17 protein-coding genes and 1 pseudogene are annotated in these 20,136 nt (G+C 70.9%); 10 read left to right on the top strand and 8 right to left on the bottom strand.

What is annotated here, in order from left to right; all coding sequences use genetic code 11:
- From N865_RS16635 to N865_RS16625, 3 genes and pseudogenes are all read right to left on the bottom strand, one after another.
- Positions 1-295: pseudogene (locus N865_RS16635) on the bottom strand (hypothetical protein); the annotation flags it as partial.
- A 155-nt stretch (positions 296-450) separates the two neighbouring features.
- On the bottom strand, positions 451-1,239 hold the full coding sequence (locus tag N865_RS16630) for a TIGR03936 family radical SAM-associated protein (protein ID WP_034808340.1): 789 nt from the start codon (positions 1,237-1,239) through the stop codon (positions 451-453).
- An 87-nt stretch (positions 1,240-1,326) separates the two neighbouring features.
- On the bottom strand, positions 1,327-2,118 hold the full coding sequence (locus N865_RS16625) for a lysophospholipid acyltransferase family protein (protein ID WP_034808338.1): 792 nt from the start codon (positions 2,116-2,118) through the stop codon (positions 1,327-1,329).
- Between the two features lie 184 nt (positions 2,119-2,302).
- On the opposite strand from N865_RS16625, the gene valS reads away from it, so the two are divergent.
- From valS to N865_RS16585, 8 genes are all read left to right on the top strand, one after another.
- On the top strand, positions 2,303-4,948 hold the full coding sequence (gene valS / locus N865_RS16620; protein WP_034808335.1) for a valine--tRNA ligase: 2,646 nt from the start codon (positions 2,303-2,305) through the stop codon (positions 4,946-4,948).
- Between the two features lie 165 nt (positions 4,949-5,113).
- Positions 5,114-5,845, top strand: a complete 732-nt coding sequence (locus tag N865_RS21925) for a DUF4129 domain-containing protein (protein WP_051510795.1) — start codon at positions 5,114-5,116, stop codon at positions 5,843-5,845.
- On the top strand, positions 5,842-6,438 hold the full coding sequence (locus tag N865_RS16610; protein WP_034808329.1) for a hypothetical protein: 597 nt from the start codon (positions 5,842-5,844) through the stop codon (positions 6,436-6,438). The genes N865_RS21925 and N865_RS16610 overlap by 4 nt, the downstream gene beginning before the upstream one ends.
- Positions 6,432-7,418: an AAA family ATPase gene (locus N865_RS16605; RefSeq protein WP_034808328.1), complete on the top strand. Its 987-nt coding sequence runs from the start codon at positions 6,432-6,434 to the stop codon at positions 7,416-7,418. The genes N865_RS16610 and N865_RS16605 overlap by 7 nt, the downstream gene beginning before the upstream one ends.
- Before the next feature lie 14 nt (positions 7,419-7,432).
- Positions 7,433-8,749, top strand: a complete 1,317-nt coding sequence (locus N865_RS16600; RefSeq protein WP_034808327.1) for a DUF58 domain-containing protein — start codon at positions 7,433-7,435, stop codon at positions 8,747-8,749.
- A 4-nt stretch (positions 8,750-8,753) separates the two neighbouring features.
- The gene (locus tag N865_RS16595) at positions 8,754-9,434 is read left to right on the top strand and encodes a hypothetical protein (protein ID WP_245603810.1); all 681 of its coding nucleotides are present in this window, start codon (positions 8,754-8,756) and stop codon (positions 9,432-9,434) included.
- A 133-nt stretch (positions 9,435-9,567) separates the two neighbouring features.
- Positions 9,568-10,191 carry a TetR-like C-terminal domain-containing protein gene (locus N865_RS16590; protein WP_034808366.1) on the top strand — a complete coding sequence of 208 codons (624 nt, stop codon included), beginning with the start codon at positions 9,568-9,570 and terminating at the stop codon, positions 10,189-10,191.
- A 46-nt stretch (positions 10,192-10,237) separates the two neighbouring features.
- Positions 10,238-11,785 carry a DHA2 family efflux MFS transporter permease subunit gene (locus N865_RS16585; RefSeq protein WP_034808326.1) on the top strand — a complete coding sequence of 516 codons (1,548 nt, stop codon included), beginning with the start codon at positions 10,238-10,240 and terminating at the stop codon, positions 11,783-11,785.
- Positions 11,786-11,960: 175 nt separating this feature from the next.
- Here N865_RS16585 and N865_RS16580 read toward each other — a convergent pair whose 3' ends face one another.
- Both N865_RS16580 and N865_RS21920 read right to left on the bottom strand, forming a co-directional pair.
- A complete protein-coding gene (locus N865_RS16580) occupies positions 11,961-13,100 on the bottom strand; it encodes a glycosyltransferase family 2 protein (RefSeq protein WP_084328311.1) in 1,140 nt (379 codons plus the stop codon).
- Positions 13,101-13,121: 21 nt separating this feature from the next.
- Positions 13,122-13,574 (bottom strand): GtrA family protein, encoded by a 453-nt coding sequence (locus N865_RS21920; RefSeq protein WP_051510793.1) that lies wholly within the window; start codon positions 13,572-13,574, stop codon positions 13,122-13,124.
- Between the two features lie 52 nt (positions 13,575-13,626).
- On the opposite strand from N865_RS21920, the gene rffA reads away from it, so the two are divergent.
- On the top strand, positions 13,627-14,751 hold the full coding sequence (rffA, locus tag N865_RS16570; RefSeq protein ID WP_245603809.1) for a dTDP-4-amino-4,6-dideoxygalactose transaminase: 1,125 nt from the start codon (positions 13,627-13,629) through the stop codon (positions 14,749-14,751).
- Complete coding sequence (locus N865_RS21915) at positions 14,748-15,539, top strand: GNAT family N-acetyltransferase (RefSeq protein WP_051510791.1); 792 nt, start codon at positions 14,748-14,750, stop codon at positions 15,537-15,539. Before rffA ends, N865_RS21915 begins: the two co-directional genes overlap by 4 nt.
- 61 nt (positions 15,540-15,600) lie before the next feature.
- Here N865_RS21915 and N865_RS16560 read toward each other — a convergent pair whose 3' ends face one another.
- The 3 genes from N865_RS16560 to clpX are packed head-to-tail and all read right to left on the bottom strand — an operon-like array spanning position 15,601 to position 20,040.
- The gene (locus tag N865_RS16560) at positions 15,601-18,090 is read right to left on the bottom strand and encodes a hypothetical protein (RefSeq protein ID WP_034808322.1); all 2,490 of its coding nucleotides are present in this window, start codon (positions 18,088-18,090) and stop codon (positions 15,601-15,603) included.
- 17 nt (positions 18,091-18,107) lie between these two features.
- Positions 18,108-18,734 (bottom strand): hypothetical protein, encoded by a 627-nt coding sequence (locus tag N865_RS16555; protein ID WP_034808320.1) that lies wholly within the window; start codon positions 18,732-18,734, stop codon positions 18,108-18,110.
- Between the two features lie 28 nt (positions 18,735-18,762).
- Entirely contained in the window at positions 18,763-20,040 is a 1,278-nt protein-coding gene (gene clpX / locus N865_RS16550) for an ATP-dependent Clp protease ATP-binding subunit ClpX (RefSeq protein WP_034808319.1), read from the bottom strand.
- Positions 20,041-20,136 lie beyond the last annotated feature (96 nt).

Below are 20,136 nucleotides of genomic sequence, written 5' to 3'. Positions count from 1 at the left end.
CCGCAGTCGCCTCGGCGCCCGCGTCGGGACCGGGCTGCGCGGAGTCCTCAGCGGCGTGCCCCCCCGAGCCCTCGTCGCCCGGCGGCGGTGCGGCATACGCCGTGTCGATGGGAGCCGACGCCCGTGGGGCGGCGGCCTTCTTGGTCACGCGCCGCGAGGCGCGCTTCCGCGGCGCTGCTGCCGCCGGTGCGGGCGCCTCGACAGGCGCTTCCGCGGAAGCCTCGGCGGACCCCGCCGGGGCCAGGACGTCGTCCGTGTCGGTCGTGACGTCTGAGTTCGTGTCGTTGGTTGCCATCAGGCAGCCTCCCGTCCGGTGCGGTCCGACCCACACCCGGCCGAGGCCGTCGTCCCGCACGAGTGCGGTTGCTGTCGTCCGCGCCGCGTGTGCGACGGGACGGAAGTCGTGTCGTTACATTCCGAAAACGGTTCGCGCTGGGCGCGGCCCCGTGATCAGATGCCGTCGGCGTTCTCGTCGGCAGCCAGGGGGTCGGCCACCCTCGCGGTTGCGGTGTCGAGCGGGCCCTGCGCCAGTCGCGTCACCAGGGGGGGACGCGGCGGCTGCAGGTCGGCGATCTCACGCAGCGCGGTCAGAATGTCGTCGGGGCGGACGGCGGGTGTGGTGTGCCGTACGACCATTCGCAGTATCGCACAGTCGGGCCGGACGACGTGAGTCGTCCCGAACGTGTCGGCCGCCTCCGACGGGGTGAGGACCTCCGCGGTGAGGATCGCCCCGCGCACGTCGAAGGTGCGCGGACCGGTCTTCGTCAGGCGGGTCACCTCGGCTGCCTCACGCTCGAGGAGGGTGTCCACGGCCGCCCGGAGGGTCGCCACGTCGAGCCCGCCGAACTCGAGGACCCAGTCGCTCGCCTCGAGCAGGTCGGCGAGCGCGCCCGGCGGCGCCTCGACGACCTGGAGGATGTCGAGGCCCTCGGGGAGCGCCTCGTCGAGAGCGACCCGGACCGACTCGGGGTCGACGCGTTGGGTCACGGAGATCTCGAAGTACTCGGCCTCGCTCGCGGTCCCGGTGGACGCGGCGTTGGCGTAGCTGATCTTGGGGTGCGGGTGGAAGCCTGCCGAGAAGGCCATCGGCACGTCGGCGCGGCGCAGTGCACGCTCGAGCGCCCGCTGGAAGTCCCGGCTCGAGCTGAACCGGAGCCGCCCTCGCTTCGTGTAGCGGATCCGGAGCTTCTGGACTGCCGGGTCGGGAGCCGGACCTTCGGGGACGCGCTGACGAGCCATGCGAGGAAGGCTACCGGCCCTGGTGGGCAACCCCTGGCAGCCGAAAAGGGCCCCGGCGAGACGACGGGCCCGGCCGGGCGCCTCGGGTCACGGCCAGTCGCCGCCCGGGCGGCCCTCGGCGGCTCGCTTCTGGTCGGCCTTGCGCTGGCGCTCGGCCGCCTCGGCCTCGTCGAGACGCGTGGCCTCGGCGAGCGTCGGGGCGGTGCCTCCCATGCTCGCGGGCAGGAACTTGAGGTCGGCGCCCGTCAGCGGCTCGTAGGCGGCGCGGGCGACCCCGAGCATCTCGGCCATGACCGCCTTGTAGTGGGCGGTGACCTCCTCGGGGTCGGCGTCGGCGGCGACGGTGATCGGCTCCCCGACGATCATGATGATCGGGATGTTCGTGCGGCCGAGACGCCGTGGCAGCCCCTTCGTCCACACCCGCTGCGACCCCCAGATGACGACGGGGAGGATCGGCACGCCGGCCTCGGCCGCCATCCGCGCGGCACCGGTCTTGAACTCCTTGAGCTCGAACGAGCGGGAGATCGTCGCCTCGGGGAAGACACCGACGATCTCGCCGGCCCGGAGCGCGGCGACGGCCGCAGCGTAGGACGCAGCCCCGGCGGTGCGGTCGACGGGGATGTGCTTCATCCCGCGCATGAGCGGTCCGCTCACGGGGTGGGAGAAGACGCTCTCCTTGGCCATGAAGCGCACGAGCCGCTTCGACTTCTGCGCTGCGAGGCCCGCGTAGGTGAAGTCCATGTAGCCCGTGTGGTTGATGACCATGACGGCTCCCCCGGTCCTGGGGACGTTCTCGTCACCGAGGATCGTGAACCTCAGGCCCTGCATCGCGAAGACACCGCGTGCGAATCCGATGACCGGTGTGTAGACGGGCTCCATGGAGGACACTTTGCCCTGCCCTTCCGCTGTTCTCCACATCCTCGGGCGAATGCGAGCGCCCGGACGCCCGTGATCAGCGCCACAGGCGCTCCCCACCGCGTCCTCGCGGGCGGCCCGAGCGGCATACGGCCCGGGCGTGAAACGCGGTCGAGGGCACCACGGCGGGCATGGAAGGATTGTCCGTATGACTGATGCACCTGCCACCGCCATCTCCCGGATCCCCGAGCGTCCGACGCTTGACGGCATCGAGGAGAAGTGGATGCAGGTATGGGCGCAGGAGGGGACGTACACCTTCGATCGCGAGCGGGCCCTGGGACTGCCGCGCGAGCAGGTCTACGCCATCGACACCCCGCCGCCCACCGCGAGCGGGTCGCTCCACGTCGGCCATGTGTTCTCCTACACCCACACCGACTGCCTCGCCCGCTACAAGCGGATGACCGGTCACGAGGTCTTCTACCCGATGGGCTGGGACGACAACGGCCTGCCGACCGAGCGCCGGGTCCAGAACTACTACGGCGTGCGCGGCGACGCGACCCTCCCGTACGAGCCCGGCTTCACGCCCCCGCAGGAGGGCGGCGAGGGCAAGAGCACCAAGGCCGCCGACCAGCGGCCGGTCTCCCGGCAGAACTTCATCGAGCTGTGCGACGTGCTCACCGTCAAGGACGAGGAGCTCTTCGAGGCGCTCTGGCGCCGCCTCGGTCTCTCCGTCGACTGGAACATCAACTACCGGACCATCGACGCGACCTCCCGAGCGACGGCCCAGCAGGCCTTCCTGCGCAACCTCGCCCGCGGCGAGGCGTATGCCGCCGAGGCCCCCGGGCTCTGGGACGTCACCTTCCAGACGGCGGTCGCCCAGGCCGAGCTCGAGGCCCGTGACTACCCCGGCCACTACCACCGGGTCGCCTTCCACCGGCCCGGCGGCGAGCGCGTCTACATCGAGACGACCCGTCCCGAGCTCATCCCGTCGGTCGTCGCGCTCATCGCGCACCCCGACGACGAGCGGTATGCCGGCCTCTTCGGCACGACGGTCACCTCCCCCCTCTTCGGGGTCGAGGTCCCGGTGCTGGCGCACCCGGCCGCCGAGATGGACAAGGGCGCGGGCATCGCCATGTGCTGCACCTTCGGCGACCTGACCGATGTCCAGTGGTGGCGTGAGCTGCAGCTGCCGACCCGCTCGATCATCACCCGCAACGGCCGGATCCAGGCAGAGGTCCCCGAGTGGGTCGCCGGCGGCCCCGGCGAGGCGCTCTTCGCAGAGCAGGTCGCGACGAAGACGACCTTCTCGGCCCGGGCGGCCATCGTCGACGCGCTGCGAGAGTCGGGTGACCTCGACGGCGAGCCCAAGGCGACCCAGCGCAAGGCGAACTTCTTCGAGAAGGGCGACAAGCCGCTCGAGATCGTCACCTCCCGCCAGTGGTACATCCGCAACGGCGGTCGCGACGCCGACCTCAACGCCGAGCTCATCGAGCGGGGTCGCGAGATCGACTTCCATCCCTCCTTCATGCGCACGCGCTACGAGAACTGGGTCGGCGGCCTCAACGGCGACTGGCTCATCAGCCGTCAGCGGTTCTTCGGCGTGCCGATCCCGGTCTGGTACCCCGTCGACGCCGAGGGCGAGCCCATGTGGGAGCAGCCGATCCTGCCCGACGAGAGCCAGCTCCCGGTCGACCCGGTGGCGCAGGCTCCGGCAGGCTACGACGAGTCCCAGCGCGGGAAGCCCGGGGGCTTCGTCGGCGACAGCGACATCATGGACACGTGGGCGACCTCCTCGCTCTCGCCGCAGATCGCGCTCGGCTGGCGCGGCGACCCCGAGCTCTTCGACGCGCTGTTCCCGATGGACCTGCGCCCCCAGGGTCAGGACATCATCCGGACGTGGCTCTTCTCGACGGTCGTGCGCGCGCACCTCGAGCACGGCACGCTGCCGTGGAAGCACGCTGCGATCAGCGGATGGATCCTCGACCCCGACCGCAAGAAGATGAGCAAGAGCAAGGGCAACGCCGAGACGCCCGAGGACGTCGTGCGCCAGCACGGCTCCGACGCCGTCCGCTACTGGGCGGCCTCGGCCAAGCTCGGCACCGACGCCGCCTACGACACCGGCCAGATGAAGGTCGGCCGCCGCCTCGCCATCAAGGTCCTCAACGCGAGCAAGTTCGCGCTCTCCTTCGGTGAGGTCGACGGCGACCTCAGCGGCGCCGTCACCGAGCCGATCGACCGGGCCATGCTCGCCTCGCTCGCCTCGGTCGTCGAGCGCGCGACGTCGGGCTTCGAGGCCTACGACCACGCCCGCGCGCTCGAGGCCGTCGAGGCCTTCTTCTGGACGTTCTGCGACGACTACCTCGAGCTCGTCAAGGACCGCGCCTATGGCGACGGCGCCGCCCCGGCGACCCGCTCGGCCCGCGCGGCGCTTCGCATCGCGCTCGACATCCAGCTCCGGCTCCTCGCGCCGTTCCTGCCCTACGCCACCGAGGAGGTGTGGTCCTGGTTCCGGGAGGGGTCGGTCCACCGGGCCTCGTGGCCGACGGTCGACGACGCTGCGGCCGGCCGTGACGGCGACACAGCGCTGCTCGGCGCGGTCGGCGAGGCCCTCGCCGGCGTGCGCAAGGCGAAGTCCGAGGCCAAGGTCGGCATGCGGGCCGAGGTCGCCCACATCGTCCTCGCGGGTCCCGGCGAGTGGACCGACCGGGTCCGGGCCGCCGAGGCCGACCTGCGCGCGGCCGGTCGCATCACAGGCGAGGTCGAGTACGCCGAGGCGACCGCCCCCGAGGTCCGTGACGCCCAGCTGCTCCCGGTGGAGAAGGTGGACCGCGGCGGCACGGCCGTCGACGCCTGAGGCGCGACGCACCCCAAACGACCGGGTGGCCGGCTCCATCCCCGAGCGGGAAGGAGCCGGCCACTCGTCGACTCCGGGCCGGCGCGAGCCGTCGTTGTTCTCGGTACGACAACGATCCTGTCCTCGAGGGCTACGCCGTCCCCGCCGGGGCCTAAGGTGACGGGCATGTCGAGACGGGGGGTCATCGCCACGGTCGGCGGCGCCCTCGTCGTCCTGGCCGCGCTGCTCGTCGCGTCCGGGGGGCGGCCCGTCGAGCTCGTGACCCGGCCCGCGACGACGGACACGGCGACGCGGGTCCCGATCACCCCTCCGTCGAGCGCCGTCACGATGCCCACGCAGTTCGCGACGACGACAGGTCAGCAGGGCTGGGATGCCTCTCCGATCTTCGGCGCCCTCTTCGCGATCCTCGGCACGCTCTTCGTCCTCGCCCTGATCGCCGTCGTCGCGACCGTGATCCGGTCTCTCTACCGCAAGCCGACCCTCACCCTGCACACCGAGGCCACCTTCGAGGTCCCCCCGGTGCCCGACGAGCTCCTCCGGTCGGCCGCGACGCGCCGGGCCCTGCTCGAGACCGGTGCCCCGCGCAACGCCATCGTCGCGGCCTGGCTCGACCTCGAGACCTCGGCTGCCGCGAGCGGCCTCGCGCGCCTTCCCGCCGAGACCTCGACCGAGTACACCGCGCGCGTCATCGGCACGTGGGACGTCGACCGTGAACGGCTCGCCGACCTCGCCGCCCTCTACCGTGAGGCCCGCTTCTCGAGCCACGACCTGACCGAGGACCACCGCCACCGCGCCATCGTCGACCTCGAGACCCTCCACGACGACCTCGCCCGCGTCGCCGCCCACGGTGCGCCCACCGCCGACGACGTCACCACGACGCCGGGAGAGCCGACATGACAAGCCGGCCCAGCGGCATACCGCCGAGCCGTCGGGAAGCCCGGACGGGCCCCGGCCGCTCGCGACGGGACGGGTTCGGTGCCGTCGCCGCCGCCCTCGGGCCGTGGCGCCACCGCCTCCTCTGGCTCGGGGGCCTCTGGGTGGCCATCGCGGTCGGCGCGGCGGTCCTCGGGCTGCGGCCCGACGCCCCGCACCTGCTCGCCATCCTCCTCGCGCTCGCGGCGATCCTCTGGTATGCGTCGGACCACACCGCCACGCACCACGTGACCGTGTGGCCGCTCACCGACGGGACCCTCGGCTCGGGGACACGGGGCAACGACTTCCGGGCGACGAGCCTCGCCGCCCGCATCGAGGCGGCCAACAGCCGCGGCGAGGGTCGCGAGACGCTCGTGCACGACCTCCACGTCCAGCTCTCGACGATCATCCGCGAGCGGCTCTGGACCAAGCACGCCCTCGTCATCGAGGAGGAGCCGAAGTGGTCGCAGGGCGTCATGCCCCCGGAGCTGTGGGAGTTCCTCGTGACGCTGCCCCCGCCCGACCTCTACCGCCCGGACAAGCTGGACCCGATCCTTCGACGAATCGAGCAATGGTGACCATGCAACTGCGCCACGTCAGCGACCTCAGCAACGCGATCCTCACGGAGGTCGAGAAGGCCGTCGTCGGCAAGCGTTCCGCACTGCGGCTCGTCCTGTCCGGGATCCTCGCGGGCGGCCACGTGCTGATGGAGGACTTCCCCGGGCTCGGCAAGACGCTCGCGGCGCGCAGCTTCGCCCAGACGCTCGGCCTCGACTTCAAGCGCGCGCAGTTCACGCCAGACCTGCTGCCGGGCGACATCACCGGCTCGTTCGTCTTCGACCAGCGCATCCACGACTTCGAGTTCCGGGCGGGGCCGCTCTTCACGGGCCTGCTCCTCGCCGACGAGATCAACCGGACACCGCCCAAGACCCAGGCGGCCCTGCTCGAGGCGATGCAGGAGAGGCAGGTCACCGTCGAGGGCAGGACGTTCGCGCTCCCCCGCCCGTTCCACGTCCTCGCCACCGCCAACCCCGTCGAGTACGAAGGGACCTACCCCCTCCCCGAGGCCCAGCTCGACCGCTTCCTCATGCGGGTCTCCTTCGGATACCCGTCGTTCGAGGAGGAGTGGCGCATCCTCGCCAACCGCATGGCTCGCCAGCAGGAGGAGCAGACGCTCGACGCCGTCGTGAGTCCCGGCCAGCTCCTCGAGATGCAGGCGGCGATCGAGGCGACGGAGGTCGACGAGTCGATCGGCAGGTACTGCGTCGCCCTGACGTCCGCGACCCGCGTCCACGGCGACGTGCTCATGGGGGCCTCGCCGCGCGGCGCGCTCGGCCTGCTGCTCTGCTCCCGGGCGTATGCCGTGACCGACGGCCGCGACTACGTGACCCCCGAGGACGTCAAGGCGGTGGCCCGTCCCGTCCTCGCCCACCGGATCACCGTCAAGCCGGAGCTGTGGATGAGCAACATCAGCGGCTCCCACGTCGTCAACAGTGTCCTGCGCTCGGTGCCGGCTCCCTCCGCCCGGGAGACGAGCGTCCCCCCGACGGCGATCTGAGGGACCGGGACGACATGGTGTCGCAGCGACGACGCACGACGACCGAGCGGTCACTCGGTGACTGGCACCCGACGGCCGCGCACGCCCGGGCCGTCATCCTCGCGTCGGTCTGCGGGGTCGCAGCCGTGCTCGGCCGCCGCCCCGACCTGCTCGTCATCGCCGCCCCGCTTGCCGTCGCGGCGGGGTGGGGGCACCTGGCCCGTCCCCGCGCAGCCGTGACCGGGCGGGCTGCCCTCGGCGACGCCACCCTCCGGGAGGGTGGGGTCACGACGCTCGTCGTGCACGCCGATCCGCCCGTCCGGCAGGCTGACGGGGTCGTCACCCTCGCGTCGACGGCCTGGGTCGAGCGCAAGCCCGCGAGCGGGATCGCCCGGCTCGATGACGACGGTGTCGCCGTCCTCGGGCTGCGAAGCCTGCGCTGGGGCCGGCACCGGGTCGGCACCCTCAGCCTCACGCTGACGAGCGCCTGGGGTGCCTTCCGGGTCGGGCCGACCGACCTGCCCGACCTCGACATCTGCGCCCTGCCGCTGCCCAGCGCCTTCGACACGAGTGCGCCGACCCCGCACCCTCGGGGGATCGTGGGCCAGAACCGCTCGTCGCACCCCGGGTCCGGGACCGAGTTCAACACGATCCGACGCTTCCATCCCGGCGACCGCCTCCGCCGGATCCACTGGCCCGTCTCCCTGCGGACCGGCGACCTCCACGTCACGTCGACGTTCAGCGACGAGGACGCCCACGTCTTCCTCCTCGTCGACGCGTACAGCGATCTGGGCCCCCGCGAAGGCATCGACGGACGCCCGACGAGCCTCGACGTGACCGTCCGCGCTGCCGGGGCGATCAGTGAGCACTTCCTGCGCGCCAACGACCGTCTCAGCCTGCGCACCGTTGGTGCCGCCGACGTCGCACCGATCGGCGTCGGTTCCGGCAACCACCATCTGCGCCGCGTCCTCGACACGCTCGCCTCCATCGCTCCGGCGACGGAGCGGCGCGACGAGGGCGAGCACGCGATCCGCGGGGTCGACCCGATGGCCCTCTGCCTCGTCCTCTCTCCCCTGATCGAGCCGACCATGGTCGCGCTCGCCCACACGCTCGCCTCCCGCGGCCTCACCGTCATCGTGGTCGACACCTTCCCCGAGCACCTCGTCGCCAACCCGGCCAACGTGCATGAGTCCCTGGCGTGGCGAATCCGCCTGCTGTCCAGGGCAGCCCAGGTCCACAGCCTGACGAGCCGCGGCGTGCCCGTCGTGCCCTGGCGGGGGCCGGGGTCCCTCGACCATGTGCTTCGGGACATCGCACGCCGGGCCTCCGCGCCCCGGATGTCGAGGCGGTGACCGGATGAGCGAGCAGCCCACACATCATGGCGACCGCCCCGGCTCTCCCCCTGACGGCCGTCCCGACGGCCGCCCGGACAGCCGGGCCGGCGGGTCGTCGGCCGAGCAGCCGGCGGTCACGGCTTCCCCGAGCCGCCCCGCCACGTCCTACCGCACCCTGCGCCTCGGGGCCGGCCCCGAATGGTCGAGCGGGCAGCTCGCCCTCGGCGCGGTGAGCACCGGCGGCGCGGCCCTCTTCCTCGTCGCGCTCTACTTCGCTGCCGGCGGGTTCGATCTCATCTGGTGGCTGCTCGTTCTCGTCCCGGTCCTCACACTCTCGATGGCCGGGTCGGGAATGTCCCTGGGCTTCTGGGCCCTCATGCTCTACGGGTGGTTCCTGCTCACCGACAGCGGGAGCTTCACGTGGTGGTCGCTCCCCGCTGCCGCCGGACTGCTCGTGTCGCACGCCGCGACCGCCCTCAGCGCCTCGATGCCACCCGCTGGCCAGCTCGCGTCGGCTGCGGTGCACCGCTGGGGCCGCCTCATCGGGATCGCCTTCAGCGCCGCAGCCGTTGTGTGCTGCGCCGCCGCAGCGATCCACGGCCGGTCGCTGGGACTGGGCCCAGCGGCATACGTCATCGGTCTGGTCGGCCTCGCCGCGGGGGTCTGGCTGGTCCGGACCAACCCGCCGAGCCAGCCCCACTGACCCCATCCCCTCCCACTCCCCGGTCCCGGTTGGTCGTCCGGCGTAAAGGAGTTTGCGCGGGCCGACGCGGCGGCGTACCCTCGATGTGGAACGAAACCGTTTCGTTTCATCTGGCTGGCCCGGGGGGGTGACCATGACGGCAGAGACCGCGGCGACACCGCGTCCTCGCGTCGTCGGCGACCGCGAGGTCGAGATCCTCCAGGCGGCCATCGACGTCCTGCGGGACGTCGGCTACGACCGGCTGACCTTCGACGCGGTCGCAGCCGCGGCACGGGCCTCCAAGGCCACGCTCTACCGCCGCTGGCCGCACAAACGCGACCTCATCATCGACTGCGTCAGCCTCTTCATGGATGCCCCCGCCGAGCAGGAGCCCAACACCGGCTGCCTGCGCGACGACCTCCTGGCGCAGGCGTGCGCCGCGGGCGGACTCGACGACGACGTGGTCGTCGGAGCCTGGGGTGCCCTGCTCCCGGTCATCCACCGCGATCCGCTCCTCGCCGAAGGTCTCCGGACCCGGTTCGTCGAGCCCAAGACCGCGGCCGGACGAGCCGTGCTCCGCAGTGCCCAGGCACGCGGTGAGATCGGCGCCGACGCCGACCTCGACACGCTCGTGACCATCCTCCCCGCGCTGCTGATCCACGAGGCCATGCTCACGGGACAGCGACCGCGCGCGGAGCGCATCGCCCAGCTGGTGGACAGCGTCGTCCTCCCGGCCTGTGCCGCCACGCTCACCTGCCGGCCGGGAGCCGGCGCCTGACCGCGGCGTCTCACGTCAACCCCGAACGCCCTTCGAGAGGAAACCCATGTCTTCGACCAGAGTCGACGAGGTGAACGAGCCGACCGGCGAGTTCACCTCCCACGACGCGCCGCCCAAGCGCCTCGGCCTGGCGCTCGTCATCATCTGCGCCGCTCAGCTGATGATCGTGCTCGACGGCACCATCGTGAACATCGCCCTGCCGCACCTGCAGGTCGACCTCGGCTTCAGCCAGGCCAACCTGCAGTGGGTCATCACGATCTACACGCTCGCCTTCGGTGGCGTGCTCCTGCTCGGCGGCCGGCTCGGTGACCTCTACGGTCGCCGTCGGATGTTCGTGTGGGGCGTCGCGCTCTTCACGGCCTCCTCGCTCGCCGCCGGTCTCGCGCAGAGCGAGTCCGTGATGCTCATCGCCCGCGCCGTGCAGGGGCTCGGTGGCGCGCTCGCTGCACCCAACGCGCTCGCCCTCATCACGACGACGTTCCCCGCCGGCAAGGAGCGCAACCGCGCCATGGGCGTGTTCGCCGCGATGTCGGGAGCGGGCGCCGCCATCGGCCTCATCCTCGGCGGCATCCTCACGGAGATCGACTGGCGCTGGAACTTCTTCATCAACCTGCCCATCGGGCTCGTCGTCGCCTTCGCCGCCCAGCGGGTCCTCACCGAGTCGGAGGACGGGCGCGGCTCCCTCGATGTCCCCGGGGCGATCACCTCGATCGCCGGTCTCTCGTCGCTCGTCTACGGCCTGACGCACGCCGCCAGCTCGTCGTGGAGCGACCCGACGACGGTCACCTACCTCGCGGTCGGTGCGGTCCTGCTCCTCGCCTTCGTGGTCATCGAGACGCGGACGAAGCACCCGCTGCTCCCGATGCGCATCCTCACCGACCGGACCCGCGGCACGTCGTACTTCGTCATGCTCATCGTCGGCGCGGCGATGTTCGCGATGTTCTACTTCCTCGGCATCTACATCCAGACGATCCTCGGCTACTCCGCCCTCAAGACCGGTCTCGCGTTCCTGCCGTTCTCGTTCGGGATCGTCATCGCGGCGCAGGTGGCCTCGCAGGCCATCTCCCGCATGGACCCGCGCTGGATCTCCGGCACCGGCGCCGGCTTCGCGACGCTCGGCATGTGGGGCTTCAGCCACCTCGAGCCCGACAGCACGTATGTCGCGAACCTCCTGCCGTGGATCGTCGTCCTTGCGTTCGGGCTGGGTCTGATCTTCGTCCCGCTGACGCTGACGGCCGTCCACGCCGTGGCGCACGAGGACTCCTCGGTCGCGTCGGCCGTGCTCAACACGATGCAGCAGGTCGGTGGCACGCTCGGCCTCGCGACGCTGAGCACGATCTTCGTCAACAACCTCAACGACAAGGTCGCCGAGCTCACGGCGAAGATGCCGACGGGCGGCCCGGCCCCCACGGCCGAGCAGATGGCCGCGGCCAAGAAAGCGATCAGCGCCGAGGCGTTCACCTACGGCGCGAGCCACGCCTACGTCGTGGCGGCCATCATGATCGCCATCGGTGGCCTCATCACGCTCGTGTTCCTCAACGTCAAGCATCGGGAGCTGGCCCACGACGGGGCGGAGCCGGTGCACATCGGCTGAGTGCCGCCGCCTGGCCCGCTCGAACCGGGCCAGGCAGAAGGACAGGGCCCCGAGGAGACATCCTCGGGGCCCTGTCGTATCAGTGGCGTCCGAGGGTTGCCGGAACCCCTCAGTCCTCGCCGTGGGGCTGCTGCGCGAGGCCCCTCGACCGGCGAAGCACGCCGATGGAGCAGGGTCACCCCTCGCGGTGAACCGCCAGCGACTCGGGGCTCGGCGTCACTCCGTCGGCCTGGTTCGCGTCGAGAGCCGGGGCAGGGTCGCGGGGCTCGCCGGGCGCTGCAGGCGCAGGGCCGCCTGCATACCGTGCGGACAGCGCCGCCGCGATCTCGTCCGGGTGCTTCTCCTCGACGACAGCCTCGAGCTCCGTGCCGGGAATCCCGGCTCGAGGACCCCCCTCGCCACCGTCGACACGGACGAGGAACGTGGGGCGCTGCATGGAGCGGAAGTGCAACCGGCCGATGTACTCGCCGAGGATGCCGATGGACAGCATCATGGCCCCGCTGAGGATCGCGAGCATGGACGCCAGCGTGGTGAAGCCTGCGACCGCGATGTCTCCGGCGATGAAGCGCACGAGGACGAAGACGAGCAGGGCGAACCCGAGGAGCGAACACCCGAAACCGAGCCACGTCACGAGCTTCAGGGGAACGGTGCCGTAGCCGGTCACCATGTTCATCGCGTGCCGTGCGAGGCTCGAGAACGTGTAGGAGGACGTGCCGACCGTGCGGTGGTCCATGGTGATCTCGACCCTGCGGATCGAGTTGGTGGTCCAGCTGAGCAGCACGTCGATGGATGCGAAGGGGTCTGCGACGTGGGCGAAACCGTCGCGAAGGTCGGTGCGGAAGGCACGGAAGGCGCTGACGTCCCGCGCGCTGGGCACGTCCGCCGCCGAGAGGGCCGCCTTGACCATCCGGGAGGCGAGCGAACGGAAGACACCGTGCTCCTCCTCGACGGCAACGCCGTAGACCAGGTCCACCAACGGGTCCGACAGAGGGGCGATCAGCGTCGCCAGCTCCTCGGGCCGGTGCTGGAGGTCGTCATCCATCGTCACCGTGAACTCGTACTTGGCGCGAGCCAGACCGGCCAGGAGGGCGTTGTGCTGGCCATAGTTGCGTCGCAGCAGCAGCGCGCGGACGGTGGCGGGGAACCGGAGCTCGAGACTCCGCGCGACGGCATACGTGTCATCCGGCGAGCCATCCACGACGAGGATGACCTCGTAGGCCTCGGCGATCTTGGGCAGCTCGACCTGAAGGCGCTCGACCAGCTCGGGCAGCGTCTGGCGCGAGCGGTAGCACGGGATGATGACGGAGAGGTTCACTCGAGCATTATCCAAGACGGATCACCTCTCCCGGACCGCAGCGCCGGGCTGGTCGGCATCCGCCGAGGGGTGACGCTCGCGGAACGAGAAGAACCGGTGGCCGAGGTAGGAGGCAACGGCGATGACGACGATGGCGATGACCTGGGCCACCAGCGGGTGCATCCCGAAGACCTCGACGAGGAACGGCGTCGCCACCAAGCCGGCGATCGCTCCGGAGGACCAGACGGACAGGAACCGGACGAAATCCCCCCACACGCGCCCCCGAGACTCGAAGACGAGAACTCGGTAGGCAGGGAAGGCCGCGGCGATGGTGATCGCCTGCGCAACGAGGATCGCCACCATGTAGTACCACCCCAGGGCAAGGCCCAGCGTGACGAGGCCGAGATACCCGAGGGACGTGCACCCGGCTACGACGAGGTACCGGATCTCGTGGCGGGCCCAGAGAGACCGGACGGTGTGAGGGAGAGGGGGCACCGTGACAGGGTAGCCATGCGCCTCATGGGATGCTAACCGGATGGATCGCATCATGTTCTCCCAACCCTTTCGCGCAGGCAACGAACAGGCGTACGTCGAAGAGGCCCTGAGCTCAGCCATCTGGCACGGGGACGGCCCCTTCACCGAGCGGGCGACACGCTGGTTGGTCGAACGGACCGGAGCTCGGGACGCGCTCCTCACCACGTCATGCACTCACGCGCTCGAGCTGGCCGGGATGCTGCTCGAGCTCGCACCCGGCGACGAGGTCATCTGTCCCTCGTTCACCTTCTCCTCCACCGCGACCGCCATCGCCATCCGTGGAGCCGTTCCCGTGTTCGTCGACGTCGACCCCACCACCATGAACATCGACCCCGTCAGCGCAGCGGCGGCGATCACCGACCGGACCAAGGCGATCTACATCGTCCACTACGGCGGGGTCGCGTGTGACCTCCCGGCGCTCCAGGCGGTCGCCGACCAGCACGGGCTCGCCATCGTGGAGGACAACGCGCACTCGCTGGGCGCCTACTTCAACGGGCAGCACCTCGGAACCTTCGGGACGTTCGGCACGCAGAGCTGGCACGACACCAAGAACGTCACGAGCGGCGAGGGCGGAGCGATCCTGATCAACGACGAGCGGTTCGCCGAGCGTGCCGAGATCCTCCGCGAGAAGGGGACCAACCGGTCGAGGTTCCTCCGAGGCCAGGTCGACAAGTACACCTGGGTCGACCAGGGCTCCTCCTACCTTCCCAGTGACCTGCTCGCGGCGCTCCTGCTCGCCCAGTTCGAACGCTTCGACGACATCCAGACCAGACGTCACGCGGTCTGGAACGGCTACGACAAGCAGCTCGGCGCGTGGGCCTCCGACAACGGCGTCGAGCTGATGACGGTGCCCGAGGGTTGCGAGCATCCCGCTCACCTCTACTTCCTGATGATGCCCACCCACGAGGACCAGACCGGCCTCATCTCGCACCTGAAGGAGCAGGACATCGTCGCGACCTTCCACTACCAGCCCCTGGACTCCTCCCCCGCCGGCCGGAAGCTGGGACGCACCCCCAACCCGTGCCCCGTCACAGCCGACCGGTCGATGCGGTTGGTCCGGCTGCCCCTGCACGCCGGGATGACCGACGCCGACACCGACCGAGTCATCGGCGCCATCACCGAGTACCGCGCCGGATGAGCTGGGACGCCCTCCAGGGAACCACCGTCACGCACTTCGCCAGTCCGCTCGAGGGCGACCGGTTCGGTCTCTCGATCGGCCGCGTCGTCGTGGGGCAGGACGCCATCGAGTCGACCGCCGCGCAGGAGCTCGTCGGGCTTCTCGACACGGCGACCGAAGAGCTGCTCATCGTCCGGTGGCCCACCCACATGGTCGCCCTGGGCGCGGCGGCGGCAGCCAGCCAGCGCTCGATCATCCCGGCGGACGTCCTCATGTACTGGGAGGTGCCCGCATCCCGGCTCCAGCCCGACGACGTCGCCCTCGCCGAGCGAGGCCTCCGGACGGCCGTCCCGACCGGGGCCGACCCGGCCACCAGGCGCGCCCTCGAGCACGTTGTCCGGGACTCGTTCCGGGACTACGGCAACCACTACACGGCGAATCCGCGGCTGGACCGACAGCTGGCGCTCGACGGGTACCTCGACTGGGCCAGCAGGTCCCTTGCGCACGACCCCGAGGACGTCGTCCTGCTCATGCACGAGGATGAGCCGGTCGGCGTGGCGACCCTCACCGTGGGCAACGACGGGGACGACCTGGAGATCCTGCTCGCGGGGCTGACCGGTGCCGTCCAGGGTCAGGGCTGGTACCACCATCTGCTCGCCGGGGTGGGTGACCAGGCGCGCGCCCGCGGGTGCGGGCGGGTGATCATCTCGACCCAGGCACACAACCTGCGAGTCCAGCGCGCGTGGGCCCGCGCGGGCTTCCGGCCCTTCGGCGCGGTGACGACCGTGCACGCGATGCGCCGTCCCTGATCGGCGCTGACGGCGACGGCCGGTGGCCCCGACGCTCGTCGGGGCCACCGGCCGTCGGTCCTCAGCGAAGACGGAAGATCCTCACCGTTCCGGACTCGTGGACGAGGTCGGCAAGGCTGTCCAGCCTCGGGGAGACCGGTCCGGCCGCCGTGTCCGCAAAGAGCCACCGGACTCCCCGGTCCCGCAGTGCGGCCAGCGTGGCCGCCGAGGGCTCGCTGAAGGCGGCCTCGTTGAGCGCGAAGAGCCGGGGGTCGTCGAAGGGCTGCCTCGAGTAGGGCCGGCCACCGACCCCATGGGCCTCATGTGCCGCCGCGGTGTAGGCCCAGCTCTCGACCAGCGCTCGACGCTGGGTGAACGCGGTCACCCAGTAGGCCCGCGAGTCACACAGGGGCACCGTCTTCTTCTGCCGGCAGTGGACGTTCGTGGCGACCACGTCGTCAGGCTCCGAGTTGCCCTCGAGCCACCTTGCTGCGCTGGCCTCCTCCGCGCTGACCGTTGCCGACGTCACCGCAGGCACCGCAGCCAGGCGCGCATCGAGGTTGGAGCTCGTGTCGAGGACGAGCGCCAGGCTCGTCAGACCGAGCACCAACGAGGCCCCGACACTGAGAACCCGGCGCGAGACGCCTCGTGCGAGACGTGGGCGCACTGCCACCACGACAGCGCACAGGACCACGAGCAGGCCGGCACCGATGAGGAAGGCGCTGGAGCCGGCCGGCAGCCTCTCGCCCGACCCGGGCACGGCGCGCGGCAGCAGCGATGCGGTGATGACGCCGGTGCTGACGGCGAGGAAGACCAGGGCTGCGGCTGCGGCATACCGGCGTCGACGCCCGAGAAGGGCAGCGGCCACGGCGATGACGACCACGACGGCCGGCACGAGCAGCGCGCGGGCGAGGGAGGAGTTCAGTCCGGCCGGCGCCGGCACGGGTCCGCTCAGCCGTCGCGCGAGCAGGACGAGCGGCACAGCGAGGCCGGCGCCGATGGCCGCGGCGAGGAGCGCGGGCCGCGACCCTGCTCGAGCCCTGGCCCTGTCCCACGCGAGGGCCAGGCCCCAGCCGGCGAGCGCGTACAGGGCGACCACGGCGCCGGACATGAAGTACACCTGGGACAGCCCGTCCTGGCTGAGCACCATCATGGCGGCCCAGCCGCCCAGACCCACCCCGAGCAGGAGCCACCCGCTGAGATCCCGCCTGCCCAGGGCTCGCAGCCCCGGAAGGACCCAGGCGTAGCCGACCGCCCAGGAGATGAGGATGAGAGCCAGGAGCACGACAGCGCCCGCCCTGTCGAGGCCGGGCAGCACCGGCGCCTTGGAGAACGGTGAGGTCGTGTCCATCATCAACGCCCACGGCCGGGAGGCCCGCACGGTCGAGAACAGCTGAAGGGTCACGCCCGCGCCCGCCGCGGCGGTCAGGATGCTCGTCGACACGAGAACCGTCATCGACAGCGCAAGGATTCCGACCAGCCGTCGCACCATCCGCCGCTGGACGAGAACGGCCACGGCGAGCGTGAGGACGATGCCGCAGACCAGCACGGGCAGGACCGAGCTCTTCGCGCCGGACGAACCCACGAGCGCGAGCGCCAGCACGGCCCAGGCGCCGCGCCCGAACCGCTGGTCGCGCAGGCTCTGGATCAGGACGTGCAGCGCGAGGCCGATGATCGGGATGGAGAACACCTGGGACGGGCTGTGGAACCCGAAGGCCGAGAAGCCGTACAGGCCGAACCACGACGGGAGCACCGCAGCCGAGCCGGCCATGAGCAGCGCAGCGACCGCTCCGGGCCAGGCGCGCCGCGTCAGCTGCTCACCGATGGCGAACATCATCCCGACGGACAGGGCGACGATCGCCGGCATCCAGAGGCGCGCGAGGACCATGGGCAGATCGAGACCCGTCGTCCACGTCATGGCTGCGATGTGTGCGTTGCTGAACCAGTGGTAGAAGAAGGTCCGGCCCGCGATCTGGGGGATGTCGGGAGGAACGCTGCGCATCAGCTCAGCGCTGAGGGCAAGGTGCCAGAGGTCGTCGGGGTACCAGGTACTCGCACCCTGCGGGAGGGCCTCGGTGGCGAAGATCTCGCCTGCGATGCCGGAGAGAGGCAGCAGGTACGCGAGCACGCCGAGCCAGGCCGCGACCGGAGGCACGGTGGAGGGGTAGGTCGTCAACCGCCAGTGGTGACGCAACCCGGGAAGGGCGACGAAGGGGATGACGACGGCGAGCGGCCAGAGCACGAGCCAGGCAGCGACGTGGAACGCCGTGAAGGTCGCCCAGGCGATGAGCTGGAGAACGAGGCCCGTGGCGCCGCCCAGGGCCAGGTCGGCCACGAGCGAGCTCGGTCGGCCACGCAGGGCTCGGTGCACGAGCATCCCGGGGACCATCACCGACCACACGAAGGCGAGGAGGTACACGCCGACGGCGGCGGCGGGTACGCCCGCCATGACCGTGATCCACACGGTCACGGCCAGCACGACGACGCCTGGCCACAGGCGCGTCCAGCGCAGCCCCCGCCGTGCGTCGATCCGGGCCGGGGCGTGCGAGAGCGCCTCTTGCCTGTACTTCACCCAGTCTCCTCGAGTCCTCATGTCGCCCAGACGACGGCCCATGGGACGTTCCATCCGGCCAGGCCGACGCGTTGACCGGCGAACCGGTCCTCCGTCATCGGGAGCACCTGCCCGGTCGCCGGCTCGTACACGTGCAGGGCCGTGGCATCCCTCGAGACCACGAGAACCACATGACGAGGCAACCTGCCATTCCCGATATAGAGCAGCGCGGGGCGACCGTGGCTCACGCGCTCCCGGAGCACTCTATACGCCGTGGCGCGCTGCCTCGGACCGCGAAAGCGCGTCCAGCTGATGCTGTACCGGGCACCGGGGTCGGCCGCGCCGTGCTCGAGCTCGTTGCGGGCGCCCCACGGCGGCGTGCCGAGGGCGCGCGGCCAGGGCAGCTGGAGCCGCCCACCGACCCCGAGGAGCGCGTTGGTCCGCCCGGCCACAATCTGCTCATAGGCGGCGAACCGGGCGGCGACGGGATCGGTGGCGTGCGCGGCCACCCCCGGCACGCTCGGCCCCACGCCCTCGCGGACCCACTGGGCGAACTCGGGATCGACGAGCATGCGCGCGACCGTCAGCGAGGCCGAGCCACAGGTCGTGCTCGACTGCTGGACGGGCGCGGGTTCGCCCGCGTGCAGGCGGAACGGCACGACCACGGCTCAGTCTCCGATCGGCAACCGACCGTCAGGCGGACTCCTTGCGGGGACGCTTGGCCCGCGGCTCGGCCTCACGGCGCACGATCGTCGGCACGACGTTGTCGAGGACGACCTCCCGGGTCACGACGACGCGGGCGATCTGCTCGTCGCTCGGCACGTCGAACATGACGGGCAGGAGGACCTCCTCCATGATCGCTCGCAGGCCGCGGGCGCCGGTGCCGCGAAGGAGGGCCTGGTCGGCGACGGCGTCGATGGCGTCGTCGGTGAACTCGAGCTCGACACCGTCGATCTCGAACATCTTCTGGTACTGCTTGACGAGCGCGTTGCGGGGCACGGTGAGGATGTTGACCAGTGCCTGCCGGTCGAGCGGGCTGAGCGTGGTCAGGACGGGCAGGCGACCGATGAACTCGGGGATGAGCCCGAACTTGAGCAGGTCCTCCGGCATGACGTCCGAGAAGCTGTCGCTGAGGTCCTTGGGGCTGTGCAGCGGCTGCCCGAAGCCCAGGCCCTTGCGGCCGGACCGGGACTCGATGATCTTCTCGAGCCCGGCGAAGGCGCCTCCGACGATGAACAGGACGTTCGTCGTGTCGATCTGGATGAACTCCTGGTGTGGGTGCTTGCGGCCGCCCTGCGGCGGGACCGATGCGGTCGTCCCCTCGAGGATCTTGAGCAGCGCCTGCTGGACACCCTCGCCGGAGACGTCACGCGTGATGGACGGGTTCTCGCTCTTGCGGGCGATCTTGTCGACCTCGTCGATGTAGATGATCCCGGTCTCGGCCTTCTTGACGTCGTAGTCGGCGGCCTGGATGAGCTTGAGGAGGATGTTCTCGACGTCCTCGCCGACGTAGCCGGCCTCGGTCAGGGCCGTCGCGTCGGCGATGGCGAAGGGGACGTTGAGCATCTTGGCGAGCGTCTGGGCCAGGTAGGTCTTGCCGGAGCCCGTCGGACCGATGAGCAGGATGTTGGACTTGGCGATGTCGACGTGGTCGTCGTCGCGCGCCCGGCCCTCCCCCGCCTGGATCCGTTTGTAGTGGTTGTAGACGGCCACGGCGAGCGACTTCTTGGCGGTGTCCTGGCCGACGACGTAGTTCTCGAGGAAGTCGAAGATCTCGCGCGGTTTGGGCAGGTGGTCGAGGCCCAGCTCGCTGCTCTCGGCGAGCTCCTCCTCGATGATCTCGTTGCAGAGGTCGATGCACTCGTCGCAGATGTACACGCCCGGGCCGGCGATCAGCTTCTTGACCTGCTTCTGGCTCTTTCCGCAGAACGAGCACTTGAGGAGGTCTCCGCCTTCTCCGATGCGTGCCACCTGAAAGCTCCTGGTCCGTCGACGACTCCGCACGCGGATGCGCACGGTCGGCCCGCCGTAGTGGGGCTCGTCCTATTAGACGACGACCCGCGCCCC

The sequence above is a fragment of the Intrasporangium oryzae NRRL B-24470 genome, assembly GCF_000576595.1.
Classification (GTDB): domain Bacteria; phylum Actinomycetota; class Actinomycetes; order Actinomycetales; family Dermatophilaceae; genus Intrasporangium_C; species Intrasporangium_C oryzae.
Note: the sequence above shows the minus strand (reverse complement) of the source record. Positions and strands in the feature narration are given on the sequence as shown.